Source organism: Aerophototrophica crusticola, from assembly GCF_012913305.1.
GTDB classification, from domain to species: Bacteria; Pseudomonadota; Alphaproteobacteria; order Azospirillales; family Azospirillaceae; genus Niveispirillum; species Niveispirillum crusticola.
Genome location: NZ_CP051775.1, coordinates 2,379,234 through 2,395,225, shown reverse-complemented (window position 1 = coordinate 2,395,225; position 15,992 = coordinate 2,379,234). Strand labels below are relative to the sequence as shown.

Genomic DNA, 15,992 nt, shown 5'->3' with positions numbered 1-15,992 from the left:
TGTTGACTACACGACGGGCCTGTGGCTTCGCCGTCCTAGCCGAAGGGGTTATAGCCAGGGGCAACCGGGGCAGGCTGTGACAAGGAAGTCGGGTCGGCGGGAACTCACCCCAGCAGCTTGCCCACCCAGGGCCCGTCGGGCAGGCGGGTTGCCAGGTCGGTGATGTGGCGGTTCCACCACTGCCGCTGCTCCACCAGGTCGTCATAGTCGAACTGGGCTTCCCGCCATTGCTGGTCGGCCTGGCGGTAGGTGATCAGGTCGATGGGATAGCCCACGTCGGAGGAGGAATAGCGGCTGCTGTCGAAGGACAGGTACGCGATCTTCAGGGCTGTCGCCATGGGTGTGTGGGGCTTCAGCGCCCGGTCCAGGATGGGCTTGCCATAGGCGGTGGAGCCGATGGACAGGTAGGGCGTGCGCTCATCCACCTCGATCCAGTTGCCCTCCGGGTAGACCAGGAACATGGTCGGCTCCCGGTCCTCCGCCAGCCGGCCGCCCAGGATGGCGTGCAGGTTGAAGGGCAGGTTGGACGCTTCCAGCGCCTCCTTGTCCTCTGCCGCCACGGCGCGCAGGCACTTGGTGAAGGCGCCCACCGCCTCCAGCATCGTGGCGAAGGGCACTGTCCCCGGCGCGGCCCCGGCCCGCGCCATGTCGCGGCGCAGATAGGCCAGGGTCTTGTCGCGTACGCTGCGCAGGCCTGACGTCATGATGAACAGACGGTCGGCCTTGTCCCCCACCATGGTCACCTTGCGGGCCACGGAAACCTGTGTCCCGGCCGTGATGCGGCCGTCGGACAAGCCGATCAGCCCGTCCTTGATCTTGATGCCGAGACAGTAGGTCATCCTGGGGGTCCGCGCGGGGCAGGGGGTGGGGGAAGGGCGCGCATCGTGGCACGCGTCCCGGCCAACGTAAAGCGGCAGAAATCCTAAGGATCGGTAGCCATGCGGGCGGCGAACGGTTGCGATTTCGTCGTTGTGCAGTGCACAAAAATCCCTTGACCTGTCCCGTACCGTGCCGATATAAACGGCACATGCTGCACCGCAGCATAAGGCTCCGGGCGGCCGACAGGTTGACCGGACAGAGCGGCACCCGGTGCCGGGGCTGCTTTGTGCAGGCCGGCACCCATCGCGCGCAACCCTGAAGGAGACTACCCATGGCCACCGCGCCCCGTACCCCCAAGGCCCCAAGGTCGAGACTGTCCCCGCCGACGTGAAGGACACCATCGAGGCCACCGTCACCGCCGCCCAGGACGCCGCCACGAAGAACGTGGAGCAGGCCGTCGCCTACACCAAGGAGCAGGTGGAGAAGGTGTCCAAGCAGGTCTTCACCGCCTATGACGAGCTGGCCGGCCTGCAGAAGGAGACGGTGGACGCCGTCCTCGCCTCCTCCAACATCCTCGCCAAGGGCTTCGAAGCGCTGTCCAAGTCCGTGATCGCCTTCACCCAGTCCCAGCTGGAGCAGTCCGTCTCCGTCGCGAAGGCCGCCATCGGCGTGAAGACGCTGAAGGAGCTGGTGGACCTGCAGACCGAGTATGCCCGCAGCAGCTTCGACGCCCTGGTCGCCGAGACCACCAAGGTCTCCGAGATGACCGTGAAGGTGGCCAACGAGGCCGCGGAGCCGCTGACGGCCCGGGTCAACGCCACCGTGGAGAAGCTGTCCAAGGTGAAGCTCGCGGCCTGATGCCGAGGGGCGAAAGCCTTGACCCTCGGCATCCGCGCCGACCGGCGCGGCGGCGGCCCATGCCGCCGAAGCCCGGAACCCTGACGGGTCAGGGTATCGGGGCCGGGAAAGGTTTCCGGCCCGACCCCGACCTTGGTCGGGGCCCGTATGATGGAAGGACCCGGTGGCCCCAGGGCTGCCGGGTCTTTTTTCTTTTCCGGCTGGCGCGCAAGGCCTTCCACAAGCCCTTGGCGGCCTTATCTCTCCTTATCTGGGGAGGGGCGGGAAGGCGGCCGTCAGGGGCGGTAACCCCGGTGGCATCCCGGCCGGGCGCGTGACTTGCGTGACGGAGCCGTGTTCTCCTTGGGACGTGAATATGGCCCCTTCCAACCGGGCCTCCGGATTTCATATGATCGAGGGATGCGGACCCGCGTGATGGCTTCCTGAACAGACATGGCCGACGACGACAAGAACGGGGACGAGGGCAATTCGACGGGCGTGGTCGTACAGGCCAAGCCGAAGACGAAGAAGCCCTCGATGTACAAAGTGTTGATGTTGAATGACGACTACACCCCCATGGAGTTCGTCGTTCACGTCCTGGAGCGCTTCTTCAACAAGAACCGCGAAGAGGCGACGCGCATCATGTTGCATGTGCACCGCCGGGGGGTCGGGGTCTGCGGGGTCTTCACCTATGAGGTGGCGGAGACCAAGGTGACGCAGGTCATGGACTTCGCCCGGCAGCACCAGCATCCTTTGCAATGTACCCTGGAGAAGGATTAGCCCCGAATGCTCTCGCGTAACCTCGAGCAGACGCTCCACCGGGCCCTTGCCAACGCCAACGAGCGACGCCACGAGTACGCTACCCTTGAGCACCTGCTGCTCGCCCTCACGGATGACCAGGACGCCGTCGCCGTCCTGCGCGCCTGCGGCGTGGACATGCAGAAGCTCCGCGCCGAGCTTGTCGAGTACCTCGACAACGAGCTTTCCAACCTGATCACCAACCGGCCCGACGATGCCAAACCGACTGCGGGATTCCAGCGCGTCCTGCAGCGGGCGGCCATCCACGTACAAAGTTCGGGCCGTGAAGAGGTGACGGGAGCCAACGTGCTGGTTGCCTTGTTCTCCGAACGCGAGAGCCATGCCGTCTATTTCCTGCAGGAGCAGGAGATGACCCGGTTCGACGCGGTGAACTACATTTCTCACGGCATCGCCAAGGCTCCCGGACGTACCGAGACGAAGCGGGTTTCCGGAGCCGACGACGACGCCCAGGCGGAGAAGGTCGTGAAGAAAGGCACCGAGGCCCTTGAGGCGTACTGCGTCAACCTGAACAAGAAGGCGGCCAGCGGGAAGATCGACCCGCTGATCGGCCGGGAGCAGGAGGTGGAACGCACCATCCAGATCCTGTGCCGCCGCTCCAAGAACAACCCGCTCTATGTGGGCGACCCCGGCGTGGGCAAGACCGCCATCGCCGAGGGGCTGGCCCGCCGGATCGTCCATGGCGAGGTGCCGGAGATCCTGAAGAACGCCACCATCTATGCCCTCGACATGGGTTCGCTGCTGGCGGGCACCCGCTACCGCGGCGACTTCGAGGAGCGGCTGAAGAGCGTGGTGTCGGAGCTGGAGGCCCTGGACGGCTCCATCCTGTTCATCGACGAGATCCACACCGTGATCGGCGCCGGGGCCACCTCCGGCGGCGCCATGGACGCCAGCAACCTGCTGAAGCCGGCGTTGGCCAGCGGCTCGCTGCGCTGCATCGGCAGCACCACCTACAAGGAATACCGGAACTACTTCGAGAAGGACCGGGCGCTGGTGCGCCGCTTCCAGAAGATCGACGTGAACGAACCCTCCATCGAGGACGCGATCAAGATCCTGGAAGGCATCAAGTCCTACTACGAGAAGTACCACAAGGTCCGGTACACCAAGGACGCGGTGCGCTCGGCCGTGGAGCTGTCGGCCAAGTACATCGGCGACCGCAAGCTGCCGGACAAGGCCATCGACGTGATCGACGAGGTGGGCGCCGCCCAGGCCCTGCTGCCGGACAGCAAGCGCAAGAAGACCATCACCCAGAAGGACGTGGAGGGCGTGGTCGCCAAGATCGCCCGCATCCCACCGAAGTCCGTCAGCCGTGACGACAAGGAAGTGCTCCTGAACCTGGAGCGCGACTTGAAGACCATGGTCTTCGGCCAGAACCAGGCCATCGAGACCCTGGTCGCCGCCATCAAGCTGGCCCGTGCCGGCCTGCGCGACGCGGAGAAGCCCATCGGCAACTACCTGTTCTCCGGCCCCACCGGCGTGGGCAAGACCGAGGTGGCCAAGCAGCTCGCCCGCACCCTGGGCATCGAGCTGACCCGCTTCGACATGTCGGAGTACATGGAGCGCCATACCGTGAGCCGCCTGATCGGCGCGCCCCCGGGCTATGTGGGCTTCGACCAGGGCGGCCTGCTGACCGACGCCATCGACCAGCACCCGCACTGCGTGCTGCTGCTGGACGAGATCGAGAAGGCGCACCCGGACCTGTACAACATCCTGTTGCAGGTCATGGACCACGGCAAGCTGACCGACCACAACGGCAAGACGGTGGACTTCCGCAACGTCATCCTGATCATGACGACCAATGCGGGCGCCGCCGACATGGCCAAGCCGGCCATCGGCTTCGGCCGTGAGCAGCGGGTGGGTGAGGACTCCGAGGCCATCAACAAGATGTTCACCCCGGAGTTCAGGAACCGCCTGGACGCCATCATCGCCTTCGCGAACTTGGCCCCGGAGACGGTGACCCGCGTGGTGGACAAGTTCGTGATGGAGTTGGAGGCGCAGCTCAGCGACCGCGGCGTCACCATCGAGCTGACGGACGCGGCCCGCGACTGGCTGGCCAAGAAGGGCTACGACCCCGTCATGGGCGCCCGCCCCCTGGCCCGCACCATCCAGGAGCACGTCAAGAAGCCGCTGGCGGAGGAGCTGCTGTTCGGCAAGCTCACCAAGGGCGGCGCCGTCAAGGTCACCCTGGACGAGGCGGCGGACAAGCTCGGCTTCGAGTATGCCGAGGGCAAGCGCCGCGACGACAAGGACGAGGCGGTGGAAGAGATGGTGGACGCGGACTGAGTGGCCGCGCTCCCCTGACGACCAAGGAGGCCCCGGGGTGACCCGGGGCCTTTTCCTTTTTTGCTGGCCGTGGGTGCCAGGAACATTCACGAACACGCACCATGCACGCACGAACATTCACAGAAAAGGGTTGCCTGCGGCGCCACCTGGGTGAGGCGAAGCCGTGGTCAGCTTTCTTGTGTGCGTGTTTGTGTGTGTCTCGTGCGTGTTCGTGAATGTTCCTTGGCACTCGGCCGGGTGGATATGCCCCTCCCGTCCTTGCCCTCGCCCCCCGCCCTGTGCAATCTCCCGCCCTGACCAGAGACGGACCGGCGGGCCACGCCGGCCAGGGGGAGGGGAGTGACCATGCCGGCCTTGACCACGTCCATCGACACGCGCGACGCCGCCTTCGCGGACAACGTGCGCGCCATGGAGGCCCTGGTGGCCGACCTGAAGGCCACCGTCGCCGACATCAAGCTGGGCGGCGGGGAGAAGGCGCGGGAAAAGCACCTGGCCCGCGGCAAGCTGCTGCCCCGGGACCGTGTGCGCTTCCTGCTGGACCCCGGCACCCCCTACCTGGAGTTCAGCCAGCTCGCCGCCCATGAGGTTTATGAGGACAAGGTGCCGGCCGCCGGCATCCTGACGGGCATCGGCCGCGTCTCCGGCCAGGAATGTGTGGTCGTCGCCAACGACGCCACGGTGAAGGGCGGCACCTACTACCCCCTGACCGTGAAGAAGCACCTGCGGGCACAGGAGATCGCGCGGGAGAACAACCTGCCCTGCGTCTATCTGGTGGACAGCGGCGGGGCCAACCTGCCGAACCAGGACGAGGTCTTCCCCGACCGCGACCATTTCGGCCGCATCTTCTACAACCAAGCCACCATGAGCGCCGCCGGCATCCCCCAGGTGGCCGTGGTCATGGGCTCCTGCACCGCGGGCGGCGCCTATGTGCCGGCCATGGCGGACGAGAGCGTGATCGTGAAAGGCCAGGGCACCATCTTCCTGGGCGGCCCGCCCCTGGTGAAAGCCGCCACCGGCGAGGTGGTGAGTGCTGAGGACCTCGGCGGGGCGGAGGTGCATACCCGCACCTCCGGCGTGGCCGACCACTACGCCCTGGACGACCGCCATGCCCTGTCCATCGCCAGGCAAATCGTCGGCAACCTGAACCGCCGGAAGCAGCCCCAGGTGACGGTGGCCGAGCCGCGGGAGCCCCTGTTTGACCCGGCGGAGCTGTACGGCGTCATTCCCGCCGACACCCGCAAGCCCTTCGATGTGCGCGAGGTGATCGCCCGCATCGTGGACGGGTCGGAGCTGGAGGAGTTCAAGGCCAACTACGGCACCACCCTGGTCTGCGGCTTCGCCCGCATCTGGGGCTATCCCGTGGGCATCATCGCCAACAACGGAATCCTGTTCAGCGAGAGCGCGCTGAAGGGCGCCCACTTCGTGGAGCTGTGCTGCCAGCGCGGCATCCCGCTGGTCTTCCTGCAGAACATCACCGGCTTCATGGTGGGCCGGAAGTATGAGAACGCCGGCATCGCCAAGGACGGGGCCAAGCTGGTGACGGCGGTGGCCTGTGCCGCCGTGCCCAAGTTCACCGTGGTGATCGGCGGCAGCTTCGGGGCCGGCAACTACGGCATGTGCGGCCGGGCATACTCACCGCGGTTCCTCTGGATGTGGCCCAACGCCCGGATCAGCGTCATGGGCGGGGAGCAGGCGGCCAACGTGCTGGCCACCGTCCGCCGCGACGGGCTGGAAGCCTCTGGCAAGGGCTGGAGCGCCGAGGACGAGGAGGCCTTCAAGGCTCCCATCCGCGCCCAGTATGAGCGCCAGGGCCATCCCTACTATGCCAGTGCCCGGCTGTGGGACGACGGCATCATCGACCCGGCGGAGACCCGCACGGTGCTGGCTTTGGGCCTCAGCGCCAGCCTGAACGCGCCGGTGCCGCGGACCAACTTCGGCGTCTTCCGGATGTGAGCGGGTCTGGACTCGGCAGGGCTGGCTAAGGATTGGCGGCCTAAATGCGCCATGTCCTGAAGGGACGTGGCCAGGCGTCACTCATCATCCTCATCCACCACCGGCAGCACGGCACCGGTGGTGATCGCGCCCTCCAGGTTGGCGCCGCGCAGGTTCGCCTCGGTCAGGTTGGCGTTGGACAGGTCCGCGGCGCGCAGGTCGGCGCCCGACAGGTTGGCGCCGCGCATCCAGGCCCGCACCAGGCTGGCATTGCCCATCTGGCTGCCGGACAGGTTGGCCGGCCATTTCCGGCCGGTGGGACGCCCGTCCGGGCCCTTGATCTCCACCGATCCCACCTTGGCCGCGTCCAGCTTGATGCCGGTCATGTTGGCCTCGCGCAGGTTCGCGCCGTCCAGGGTGGCGCCGGATAGGTCGGCATATTGCAGGCTGGCCTTGGACAGGTCGGCCATCACCAGCAACGCGTCCCGCAGCTTGGCGCCGGACAGGTTCACCCCGCGCAGGTTGGCCCCGCCCAGGTTGGCGCCAGCCAAGTCGATGTGGGACAGGTCCTGGCCCGACAGGTCAGCCCGTTCGCCCTTGGCGCCGTTGCTGGTGATCCAGGCCTGGTGCTGGGCCAGCAGCTTCTGGATGCTGGCGGAGAAGGTTTCCGCCGACCGGCTGAAGTTCGCCCCCAGCAGGTCCACCCCGGTCAGGTCCACCCCGTCCAGGTTGGCGCCTTGAAGGTCGGCGTTGCGCAGGTTGGCGCCGGACAGCACGGCGCCCGTCAGGTTGCAGCCTTGCAGGTTCGCCCCGGTCAGGTTGGCACTGGCCAGGTTGACGCCCCGCATGTCCGAGCCCTTGAAGCTCGTGTTCTTCAGCACGGCCCGGCTCAGGTTCGCGCCGGTCATCTGCGCGCCGGAGCAGTCCGCCCCCACCATGCTGCACTCGCTGAGGTCGGCGCCTGCCAGGTTGGCGTCGGACAGGGTGGCGTCGTCCATCTCCGCCCCGCGCAGGTCCGACGGCTCCATCTTCAGCGTGTTGGGGTTGCGCCGGTCCAGCAGGGCCCCGCCGCGCAGGTCGGCCCCGCGCAGGATGGCGCATTTCAGCCGGGCACCGCGCAGGTGGGCGCCGCGCAGGTCGGCATTGGTCAGGTTGGTGTTGACCAGCACGGCCCGGGTCAGCCGGGCGGCGAACAGGTCGGCCCCGGTCAGGTTGGCGCCGGTGAAGTCCGCGTCCGTCAGGTTGGCGCCGGACAGCTTGCAGCTTTGCAGGTTGGCGCCGGTGAAGGACATGCCCTGGAGTTCGGCCAGCGCCAGCATGGCACGCGTGCCGCCGGTCAGGCGCTTCAGCCAGCGCTCATGCTTCTCGATGACCGCGATCAGTTCGTGGGGCGTCATGATCCCGGCGTGGCCGTGCAAGGGGTTGGACCCATAGGCTGCCACAAAGCCGGGAGGATGTGTTAGACCGTTATGGCACCTTTCGCGACACGGATTTGACTTTGGGGGACCGACGTGGACGACGCGAAGACGACGCAGCCGACGCGCCATATCGTCAATGCCTATGACGTGGAGCTGCGGCAACTGCATGCCCTGATCATGCAGATGGGGACCCTGGCCGTGCAGCAGATCGACGACTCCATCCAGGCCATGGTCCGGCGGGACGTGGAGGCGGCGGAAGCCGTCATGCAGCGGGATGCCGAGCTGGACGCCCTGGAACGGAAGGTGGAGAACCAGACCATCCGCCTGCTGGCCCTGCGCCAGCCCATGGCACGGGACCTGCGCGACATCGTGGGTGCCCTGCGCATCGCCAGCAACCTGGAGCGCATCGGCGACTTCGCGGCCAACGTGGCCAAACGCTCCCTGGCCCTGCAATCCCTGCCGACAGTGGAGCTGACCGGCTCCCTGGCCCCCATCGGCCGGACCGTGGCGGACATGCTGAAGTCCGTCATCCAGGTCTACGAGTCGGACGACCTCGCCGGGGCCCTCGCCGTGCGCGACCGGGACGAGGAGGTTGACCGCGCCTACACCGCCCTGTTCCGGGAACTGCTGACCTACATGATGGAATCACCCCAGCGGATCACGGCCTGCACGCACCTGCTGTTCGCGGCCAAGAACCTGGAGCGCATCGGCGACCACGCCACCAACATCGCCGAGACCATCGTCTTCCGCATCCAGGGCCGCCTGCCAGAGGAGGAGCGGCACAAGGGCGACGATTCCAGTTTCACCGTGCTGGGCACGGACCGGGTCTAGGCTTTCGATTGCCTCAGTCGCCCCCGGCCTGGCGGCCGGGGCAGACTCCGCCGGCGTGTGGTTACGGTCGGCGTAAACACGCCTGGGGCCTGGCGGAACCCGGCACCCCCGCCCCCTGTTCCGCAGGCAGACAGGGGGAACCGAATGATCATCACCTGGATCGAGGACGACCACCGTGCCGGCGGCGCGCTGTTGCAGGATGTGGGCAACGCCGCCGAACCCGGGACGGAGGAGAGGCGGAACCGGCTGGAGGCCTTCGCCCGCCTCTGGACCGCCCATGGCGACATGATGGCCGCGGCGGTCCACCCGCGCCTGGGCAGCGTCCAGGCCTGGCCCGACCCGGTGGCCGCAGCGCTCGACCTGCAGCAGGAGGTGGAGACCCTGGCCGTGGATCTGGCAGAGCGGGAAGCGCAGGGGATGGGCACTGGCAGCCCGCGTTCCAGCGCCTGCTGGACGTCTTCGCCCGCCAATGCCGGGTGGAGGAGACGGACCTCGTCTCCGCCCTGAAGGCCCTGCCGCCGGAGCAGGTGGCCGAGGCGACCCGGACGGCCGAGCAGCTGCGGCGCTGAGGCCGGCCCTCAGCCCGATTGGATGATGCTGAACAGGCTGTAGAAGAACAGCCCCACCACGATCAGGATTCCCACCAGGGGGCCCCAAGGCAGGCCCTCGCCCGGACCATGGCCGGCCTGGTGGCCGGCGTGGCCGTGGTCGGGCGGGTGCTCGGTTCCGTCCATGCTTGTCTCCCTCCGTCGCGTGGCACCCCGTTTCCCCAGGGATGGCCCGGCTGGAGGTGAACCCCGCGCGCGGGGCCGGGTTCCCCGACGGGAAGCCATTGCCGTCCCCCCGGATCGCGTCTAGGCTGAATACAAACGTGGTCGCCGCATCGTACGGATGCCACCAAGGGGAGGACATCGTGGAACCGGCCTTCACCCTTGGCCCGGTCACCAGCCCAGCGGAGCTGCGCGCCGAGCCCCTTCGTCGCCTGTTCCTGATATGGCAGGCCGCAGGGCCTGGGTTGCCCCTTGGCGCCTCCTTGTCGATCCCGAAGACGGACCCGCTGCACGGGCTGCTCTGGCAGTTCGAGGTGATGGGGCCTTGCGAGGATTTCCGCTGCGTCATGATGGGGGAGGGGACGGCCCGGACCTATGGGATCGACCCGACCGGTCAACCCGTCACCAGCCTGGCGCGCAGCCCGTTCGTCGGGCGGGTGATCAGCATCCTCCGCCTGACCTGCCGGGATATGGCACCGGTGCGCTTCGCCTCGGAATCCTCCGTCATCCCCGGCCGGGACCTGTATGACATCGAGGCCCTGTCCCTGCCCTTGGGCGGGCCCGGCGGCGGCGTGGCCGGCATCATCGGCGCCACCGTCGCCCGCGACCGGTAGGCTGGCATGCGGGTTGCTTCGGCTCCGGCAGCCCCGCGACCCGCCGGAAGCCGCCCCATGACCCGCCACCCACGCCCCCGCACCGCCCTGTCCCGCGCCGGCCTGCTGCTTGCCGCCGCCCTGGCCGGCCTGTCCGCCTGTTCCAGCCGCCCGCCGGCGGTACCGGTGGCCCTCCGCCCGCAGCCGGTGCTGCAGTCCGCGGCCCATTGGCAGGTGGTCGCCACCGATGTGGCCTCGGCAATTTCCGCCCACCTGGAGTTCCAGACCGGCAAGAAGGTCCCCGTCCAGGTCTACATGATGCGCAACGCGTCCTCCCCCTTCGGCACGGCCTTCGCCAGCGCGGTGGAGACCCGGCTCGTCGGCCTTGGGCATCTGGTGGCGGTGGACCCCCGGCCCGACGTGGTGGCGGTTGGCATCGACATGCAGATCGTCCGCACCGACCCGACCCGCGTCGCATCCCACACCACGCCCGGCCCGCTGACCGTGCTGGCCAGCGGCATCGGCGTGGCTGGCGTGTTCATGGACCGGTTCCCCTGGGGCATCTCCGCCATCGCCGCCGGCCTGGGGTTGGATTACGCGGCGAATCGGCCTTTGGAGACGGACACGGAACTGGTGCTGACCCTGTCCATGGAGCGGGGCGGCTTCTACACCTTCCGGACCACGGGCGTGTACTACATCAACGGCTGGGACATCGACCTGTATGAGGGGGCCGACCCGCGGCGCGCGCCCAACCTGAACGACGTGCCACAACGGGCCATCGCCTATGACCTGGCCGGCATGCCCTATGTGGTGAAGTAAGGGGTCTCCACGGAGGCCGTTAGAGCGTGCCCCGGGCCGGGGGCGAACAAGCCGGGACAAAGGAAAACCCCCGCCGGATCGCTCCGGCGGGGGTCGTCACAAGGTCCAGGCGTTCCGGATCAGAACTGGATCTGGGCGCGCATGGTGAAGGCGTCGGCCTCCGTGTCCACCAGGACCGGACGCTCGATCTTGATGATGTTGTAGTTGGCCATGAAGCGGATCGCCGCGTTGGCGTACCAGTTCACGCCCAGGGTCCAGATCTTCTGCTTGCCCTCGGTGGCGTTCGCGACGTCGTCGCGGGTCAGGTCAGCCTCGGAGTAGCGGGCGGCCAGCTCGAAGGCGCCGGGGCCGTAGCTGGTGGTGGAGAACGGCCACTGCACCCGCGGCGCGCCGAAGGCGCCGGTGGCGACGTTGTAGGGGCGGCGCTCGCCGGTGACCAGCCAGCCGGCGGCCACGTACCAGCTGTCGAAGTCCACGTCGGGCAGGCCGCCACGCTGGCTGAACTCATGGCGGAAATACTCGGCCATGGTCCAGAAGCTGCGGTAGGTGGCGCCGAACTCGCCGCCATACACCGCGTAGTCGTCGGTGTTGATGCTGCCGGTGTTGAAGTTCAGGCCGCTGCCGCCCAGGCCGCCGATGCGGGTCTCGGGACGCTCGGACAGGGAGTAGTTGCGGGCCGGCACGCCAGCGTCGGCGCCCGCCTCGTACATGTAGCCGCCGGAGGTGCCCAGGTGCACGTCAAAGGTGGGGCCGGTGGCGGCCAGCACGCTGGCGCGGGCGATGATGGAGGCCTGGTCGTCGCGGGACGCGGTGCCGACCTGGTCGCCCGTGGCGTAGACGGAGACGCGGTACCGCTCACCCCAGTGGCGGAAGCCGGCGGACAGGCGGGCCTCGTTCGCCACGATGCTGACCGCCAGGTTGTTGGTCTGGGTGCGCTCGATGAACGGGATGTCGTTGGAGCTGATGCTGTCCATCAGGGTGAAGGACGGCTGGATGGCGCCGATCTCGAACGCCCAGTTCTTGATGCCGTTGTAGGACAGGCCGAAGTTCTGCAGGCGGCCGGAGCTGTTGGCGCGGCCGGAGAAGTCGACGGTGACGTCGTAGCCCCAGTCCTTGAACACGGTGCCGTTCAGGCCCAGGAAGACGCGGCGGAAGTTGAAGCCGTCCGGCAGGTCCGTGGTCAGGCCCTGGTCGACGAACCAGTAGCCGTAGTCCAGGTGGACGCGGGAACGGATCGCCACGTCGAAGGCCTTGTCGGCGGACTGGAAGCGCGGGCGGCCATTGGCCAGGGTCACGGTCGGGGCGTCGGCCACCTTCTTGTCGACGGCCTTGATGTCCTTGCCGACCTGCTCCTTCAGGCCCTCCAGCTGGCTCTGCAGGGCCTGGATCTGCTTGTTCAGCGCGTCCACCTGGGCGGCGGTCACGGCCGGGGCGGACGGGGTCGCGGCCGGGGCGGTCGTGCGGGCGGTGGTCTGCGCCAGGGCCGGCGCGGACACCAGCGCCGCGACACCCAGGACAGTGCCGGCGAGCAGGGTGGTCTTGAACGTCATGAGTCTCTCCTCGGTCGGTGGCTTTTTTGTGCGCCGACTTCTCGAAAGCGGGGATGTCCTGCCCGCCGGAACGACGACCAGGGCCACGCGTGGGGGTACCAGAGAGTTCGTGACGCTAAGATCACCGCCAGATTGCACATTTGTGACGGCCGGCAGTGCCGCGGCATGTGTGGCAAAGCTGCGACAGCAGTGGTGATGAAAGCCGACCGATCGCGCCAAGCCGGGCCCGGCCGGTTGCGCGGTCTCATGACCGGGGAGTGATGAAGGCGGGGGGTGTTGGGGCTGGTGCCGGCTGTCAGGATTGAACTGACGACCTACCGCTTACAAGGCGGTTGCTCTACCGCTGAGCTAAGCCGGCGATCCAGGGGCCGGGGGTGGGGACCCCCGGCTGGCGTGGGGCGGCAGACTAGCGCCGCCGCGCGACCTCGTAAAGCGCCACGGCAGCGGCGTTGGAGACGTTGAGGCTGCCCACGGGGCCGCCGGTGGGCAGCTTGGCAACCTCGTCGCAACGTTCCGCGGTCAGGCGGCGCAGGCCTTCGCCCTCGCTGCCCAGCACCACGGCGGTGCGGCCGGTCAGGTCCACCTGGTGCAGGGGGCGGGCGCCGCCCTCGTCCAGGCCCACGGACCAGAAGGCGGCCTGCTTCAGCTCGTCGATGGCACGGGCCAGGTTGGTGACGCGCACCAGCGGCACCACCTCCACCCCGCCGGACGCGGTCTTGGCCAGGGTGCCGGTCAGCGGCGGGGCGTGTCGGTCCTGCACCACCACGGCCTTGGCGCCGAAGGCGGCGGCGGAGCGGATGATCGCGCCCACATTGTGCGGATCGGTCACCTGGTCCAGAACCACCACCAGGGCGTTGGGGTCGTTCTGCGCCGCAATGACGATGTCCTCGATGGCCACCTCCGGCAACGGCGCGCAGTCCAGGGCCACACCCTGGTGCACCGCGCCGGGCGGAAGCAGCTTGTCCAGGGTGTCCTTCTCCACCAGGGTCGGCTCGGGCCGGTCCAGCTCGGCCTCCATGGCCTTGCCCATGGCATCGTCCAGCGCCTCCAGCCCCGATTCGGTCACCCAGAGGGTCCGGCAGGTGCGGGTCGGGTTGGCCCAGGCGGCGGCCACGGCATGGATGCCGTAGAGCAGGTGGTGCTTGTTCACCGGGCGCCCGGCGGACCGGACGACGGGCGAATCATCCTCCAGCCCCAGCTCGGACGCCGCGCTGCGCCGGGCCGGCGCCTGGGAGCGTAGGGGCCGGGACTCCTGCCGTTCCTGGCGCTGGGCGCCTGTACGGGTGCCCATGCGCTCGCCCTCGCGGGCGGGGCCGCGCTTGGGTCCGCGGGCATCCCCGCGGGCATCGTTGGTCTTGGTGCCATAGGCGGGCTTTCCGCCGCCCGAACCAAAGCCGGGCTTGCCGCCGGCGGGGCGGGCGGGACGGCCGCTTGGCTTGTCGCCGAAAGCGGGCTTCCCCCGGCAGGTTTGCCGCGGGTGGGCTTGCCTGGGGCGGCGGGACGACCCTCGGGGCGCGAATCACGCCCACGGGGGGAGGAGGGGCCACGGCCACCGGAGCGGGGACCGTTCGATCTGCTGTTCTTCATGGGCGCCATCCTTGCCGAAAGTTTCGTTCCGGTGCCATGGGATTCAGTCCCCGCAGAAAACATGACAGACAGGTGTTGACAGCCGATCGGCGATTTGCATAGTGCGCACACCTCGTTCCGGCCCCGGCCGGGGCAAGGTCCCGCGGAAGGGTGGCCGAGTGGCTAAAGGCAGCAGACTGTAAATCTGCCGGACTCAGTCCTACGTAGGTTCGAATCCTACCCCTTCCACCAGTTCAGGCGCGCCCCAGATGATGGGGCGCGCCGTTCTGCTTGTCGGGGCCGTGCCACGTTGGGAACGGGCGGGCAAGCCGTGCGGGTGTAGCTCAATGGTAGAGCAGAAGCCTTCCAAGCTTACGACGGGGGTTCGATTCCCCTCACCCGCTCCAGTACATTCTCCCACCGGCGTCTGAAGTCGGACCAGGCAAGGGCAACAAGGCTATGGCGAAGGCTAAGTTTGAGCGGACGAAGCCGCACTGCAACGTCGGCACGATCGGTCACGTTGACCACGGGAAGACGTCGCTGACGGCGGCGATCACGAAGGTCCTTGCCGAGACGGGCGGGGCGACGTTCACGGCGTACGACCAGATCGACAAGGCGCCGGAGGAGAAGGCGCGCGGGATCACGATCTCGACGGCGCACGTTGAGTACGAGACCACGAACCGGCACTACGCGCACGTGGACTGCCCGGGCCACGCGGACTACGTGAAGAACATGATCACGGGCGCCGCGCAGATGGACGGGGCGATCCTGGTGTGCTCGGCGGCCGACGGCCCGATGCCGCAGACGCGCGAGCACATCCTGCTGGCGCGCCAGGTTGGCGTCCCGGCGCTGGTGGTGTTCCTGAACAAGATGGACCTGGCGGACCCGGACCTGGTTGAGCTGGTGGAGCTCGAGGTGCGGGAGCTGCTGAGCTCGTACGGCTTCCCCGGCGACGACATCCCGATCGTGAAGGGGTCGGCGGTGTGCGCGCTGAACGACACGAACCCGGAGATCGGCCGGCAGGCGATCCTGCAGCTGATGGCCGAGGTGGACCGCTACATCCCGCAGCCGGAGCGCCCGGTCGACAAGCCGTTCCTGATGCCGATCGAGGACGTGTTCTCGATCTCGGGCCGCGGCACGGTGGTGACGGGCCGGGTTGAGAAGGGCATCGTGAAGGTGGGCGAGGAGGTCGAGATCGTCGGGATCAAGCCGACGGTGAAGACCACGGTCACCGGCGTGGAGATGTTCCGCAAGCTGCTGGACCAGGGCCAGGCGGGCGACAACATCGGCGCGCTGCTGCGCGGCACCAAGCGCGAGGACGTTGAGCGCGGGCAGGTGCTGGCGAAGCCGGGCTCGATCACGCCGCACACGGAGTTCGAGGCGGAGACCTACATCCTGACCAAGGAGGAGGGCGGGCGCCACACGCCGTTCTTCGCGAACTACCGGCCGCAGTTCTACTTCCGCACCACGGACGTGACCGGCATGGTCACGCTGCCGGAGGGCACGGAGATGGTGATGCCGGGCGACAACGTCCGCCTGAAGGTGGGCCTGATCGCCCCCATCGCCATGGACGAGGGCCTGCGCTTCGCCATCCGCGAGGGCGGCCGCACCGTCGGCGCCGGCGTCGTCTCCAAGATCATAAAGTAAGTCCGCCGCGGCTTGCCGCGGTGACTGGAAGGGCCGCCCCCACGGGGCGGCCCTTTTTCTTTGGCCACTGCCCGTCCCCGTCGCCGCCACCCCCTTGTCTTGGCTGGGATG

The 15,992-nt window shown here is 68.2% G+C and carries 14 protein-coding genes and 3 tRNA genes; 11 read left to right on the top strand and 6 right to left on the bottom strand.

The window, feature by feature from the left end; all coding sequences use genetic code 11:
• Positions 1–104: 104 nt before the first annotated feature.
• Positions 105–839 (bottom strand): peptidase, encoded by a 735-nt coding sequence (locus tag HHL28_RS11720; RefSeq protein WP_075773139.1) that lies wholly within the window; start codon positions 837–839, stop codon positions 105–107.
• Between the two features lie 367 nt (positions 840–1,206).
• Here HHL28_RS11720 and HHL28_RS11715 point away from each other — a divergent pair, with 367 nt between their 5' ends.
• The 4 genes from HHL28_RS11715 (at position 1,207) to HHL28_RS11700 (ending at position 6,708) form a co-directional block, all read left to right on the top strand.
• Positions 1,207–1,677, top strand: a complete 471-nt coding sequence (locus tag HHL28_RS11715; protein WP_083699546.1) for a phasin family protein — start codon at positions 1,207–1,209, stop codon at positions 1,675–1,677.
• A gap of 432 nt (positions 1,678–2,109) precedes the next feature.
• Positions 2,110–2,436: an ATP-dependent Clp protease adapter ClpS gene (gene clpS, locus HHL28_RS11710; protein ID WP_075773137.1), complete on the top strand. Its 327-nt coding sequence runs from the start codon at positions 2,110–2,112 to the stop codon at positions 2,434–2,436.
• A 6-nt stretch (positions 2,437–2,442) separates the two neighbouring features.
• Positions 2,443–4,755, top strand: a complete 2,313-nt coding sequence (gene clpA, locus HHL28_RS11705) for an ATP-dependent Clp protease ATP-binding subunit ClpA (protein ID WP_075773136.1) — start codon at positions 2,443–2,445, stop codon at positions 4,753–4,755.
• 345 nt (positions 4,756–5,100) lie between these two features.
• Positions 5,101–6,708 (top strand): carboxyl transferase domain-containing protein, encoded by a 1,608-nt coding sequence (locus HHL28_RS11700; protein ID WP_075773135.1) that lies wholly within the window; start codon positions 5,101–5,103, stop codon positions 6,706–6,708.
• A gap of 77 nt (positions 6,709–6,785) precedes the next feature.
• On the opposite strand, the gene HHL28_RS11695 is transcribed toward HHL28_RS11700, so the two are convergent.
• Positions 6,786–8,084 carry a pentapeptide repeat-containing protein gene (locus HHL28_RS11695; RefSeq protein WP_075773142.1) on the bottom strand — a complete coding sequence of 433 codons (1,299 nt, stop codon included), beginning with the start codon at positions 8,082–8,084 and terminating at the stop codon, positions 6,786–6,788.
• Positions 8,085–8,198: 114 nt separating this feature from the next.
• On the opposite strand from HHL28_RS11695, the gene phoU reads away from it, so the two are divergent.
• On the top strand, positions 8,199–8,936 hold the full coding sequence (gene phoU / locus HHL28_RS11690; protein WP_075773134.1) for a phosphate signaling complex protein PhoU: 738 nt from the start codon (positions 8,199–8,201) through the stop codon (positions 8,934–8,936).
• Positions 8,937–9,080: 144 nt separating this feature from the next.
• Positions 9,081–9,443 (top strand): hypothetical protein, encoded by a 363-nt coding sequence (locus HHL28_RS11685; RefSeq protein ID WP_169655155.1) that lies wholly within the window; start codon positions 9,081–9,083, stop codon positions 9,441–9,443.
• 71 nt (positions 9,444–9,514) lie between these two features.
• On the opposite strand, the gene HHL28_RS11680 is transcribed toward HHL28_RS11685, so the two are convergent.
• Positions 9,515–9,670, bottom strand: a complete 156-nt coding sequence (locus HHL28_RS11680; protein ID WP_169655153.1) for a hypothetical protein — start codon at positions 9,668–9,670, stop codon at positions 9,515–9,517.
• A gap of 179 nt (positions 9,671–9,849) precedes the next feature.
• Between HHL28_RS11680 and HHL28_RS11675 the strand changes: the two genes are divergently transcribed.
• Positions 9,850–10,320: a hypothetical protein gene (locus HHL28_RS11675; RefSeq protein ID WP_075773132.1), complete on the top strand. Its 471-nt coding sequence runs from the start codon at positions 9,850–9,852 to the stop codon at positions 10,318–10,320.
• 57 nt (positions 10,321–10,377) lie between these two features.
• A complete protein-coding gene (locus HHL28_RS11670) occupies positions 10,378–11,118 on the top strand; it encodes a hypothetical protein (RefSeq protein WP_075773131.1) in 741 nt (246 codons plus the stop codon).
• A gap of 119 nt (positions 11,119–11,237) precedes the next feature.
• Here HHL28_RS11670 and HHL28_RS11665 read toward each other — a convergent pair whose 3' ends face one another.
• The 3 genes from HHL28_RS11665 to rlmB form a co-directional block, all read right to left on the bottom strand.
• Entirely contained in the window at positions 11,238–12,668 is a 1,431-nt protein-coding gene (locus HHL28_RS11665; protein ID WP_075773130.1) for an OprO/OprP family phosphate-selective porin, read from the bottom strand.
• A gap of 283 nt (positions 12,669–12,951) precedes the next feature.
• A tRNA-Thr gene (locus tag HHL28_RS11660) sits at positions 12,952–13,026 on the bottom strand.
• 48 nt (positions 13,027–13,074) lie between these two features.
• Positions 13,075–13,959, bottom strand: coding sequence for a 23S rRNA (guanosine(2251)-2'-O)-methyltransferase RlmB (gene rlmB / locus HHL28_RS11655; protein WP_083699543.1), 885 nt, complete (start codon positions 13,957–13,959; stop codon positions 13,075–13,077).
• A gap of 440 nt (positions 13,960–14,399) precedes the next feature.
• Between rlmB and HHL28_RS11650 the strand changes: the two genes are divergently transcribed.
• The 3 genes from HHL28_RS11650 to tuf all read left to right on the top strand — a co-directional run bounded on the left by HHL28_RS11650 (position 14,400) and on the right by tuf (position 15,881).
• Positions 14,400–14,486: transfer RNA gene (locus HHL28_RS11650), tRNA-Tyr, on the top strand.
• Between the two features lie 81 nt (positions 14,487–14,567).
• A tRNA-Gly gene (locus tag HHL28_RS11645) sits at positions 14,568–14,641 on the top strand.
• 52 nt (positions 14,642–14,693) lie between these two features.
• Positions 14,694–15,881, top strand: a complete 1,188-nt coding sequence (tuf, locus tag HHL28_RS11640; RefSeq protein WP_169655151.1) for an elongation factor Tu — start codon at positions 14,694–14,696, stop codon at positions 15,879–15,881.
• Positions 15,882–15,992 lie beyond the last annotated feature (111 nt).

Coding starts and splice junctions, on each gene's coding strand:
- HHL28_RS11720 (WP_075773139.1), bottom strand. CDS start 839: ATGACCTACTGTCTCGGCATCAAGATCAAGGACGGGCTGATCGGCTTG.
- clpS (WP_075773137.1), top strand. CDS start 2,110: ATGGCCGACGACGACAAGAACGGGGACGAGGGCAATTCGACGGGCGTG.
- clpA (WP_075773136.1), top strand. CDS start 2,443: ATGCTCTCGCGTAACCTCGAGCAGACGCTCCACCGGGCCCTTGCCAAC.
- HHL28_RS11700 (WP_075773135.1), top strand. CDS start 5,101: ATGCCGGCCTTGACCACGTCCATCGACACGCGCGACGCCGCCTTCGCG.
- HHL28_RS11695 (WP_075773142.1), bottom strand. CDS start 8,084: ATGACGCCCCACGAACTGATCGCGGTCATCGAGAAGCATGAGCGCTGG.
- HHL28_RS11685 (WP_169655155.1), top strand. CDS start 9,081: ATGATCATCACCTGGATCGAGGACGACCACCGTGCCGGCGGCGCGCTG.
- HHL28_RS11680 (WP_169655153.1), bottom strand. CDS start 9,670: ATGGACGGAACCGAGCACCCGCCCGACCACGGCCACGCCGGCCACCAG.
- HHL28_RS11670 (WP_075773131.1), top strand. CDS start 10,378: ATGACCCGCCACCCACGCCCCCGCACCGCCCTGTCCCGCGCCGGCCTG.
- HHL28_RS11665 (WP_075773130.1), bottom strand. CDS start 12,668: ATGACGTTCAAGACCACCCTGCTCGCCGGCACTGTCCTGGGTGTCGCG.
- rlmB (WP_083699543.1), bottom strand. CDS start 13,959: ATGGGCACCCGTACAGGCGCCCAGCGCCAGGAACGGCAGGAGTCCCGG.
- tuf (WP_169655151.1), top strand. CDS start 14,694: ATGGCGAAGGCTAAGTTTGAGCGGACGAAGCCGCACTGCAACGTCGGC.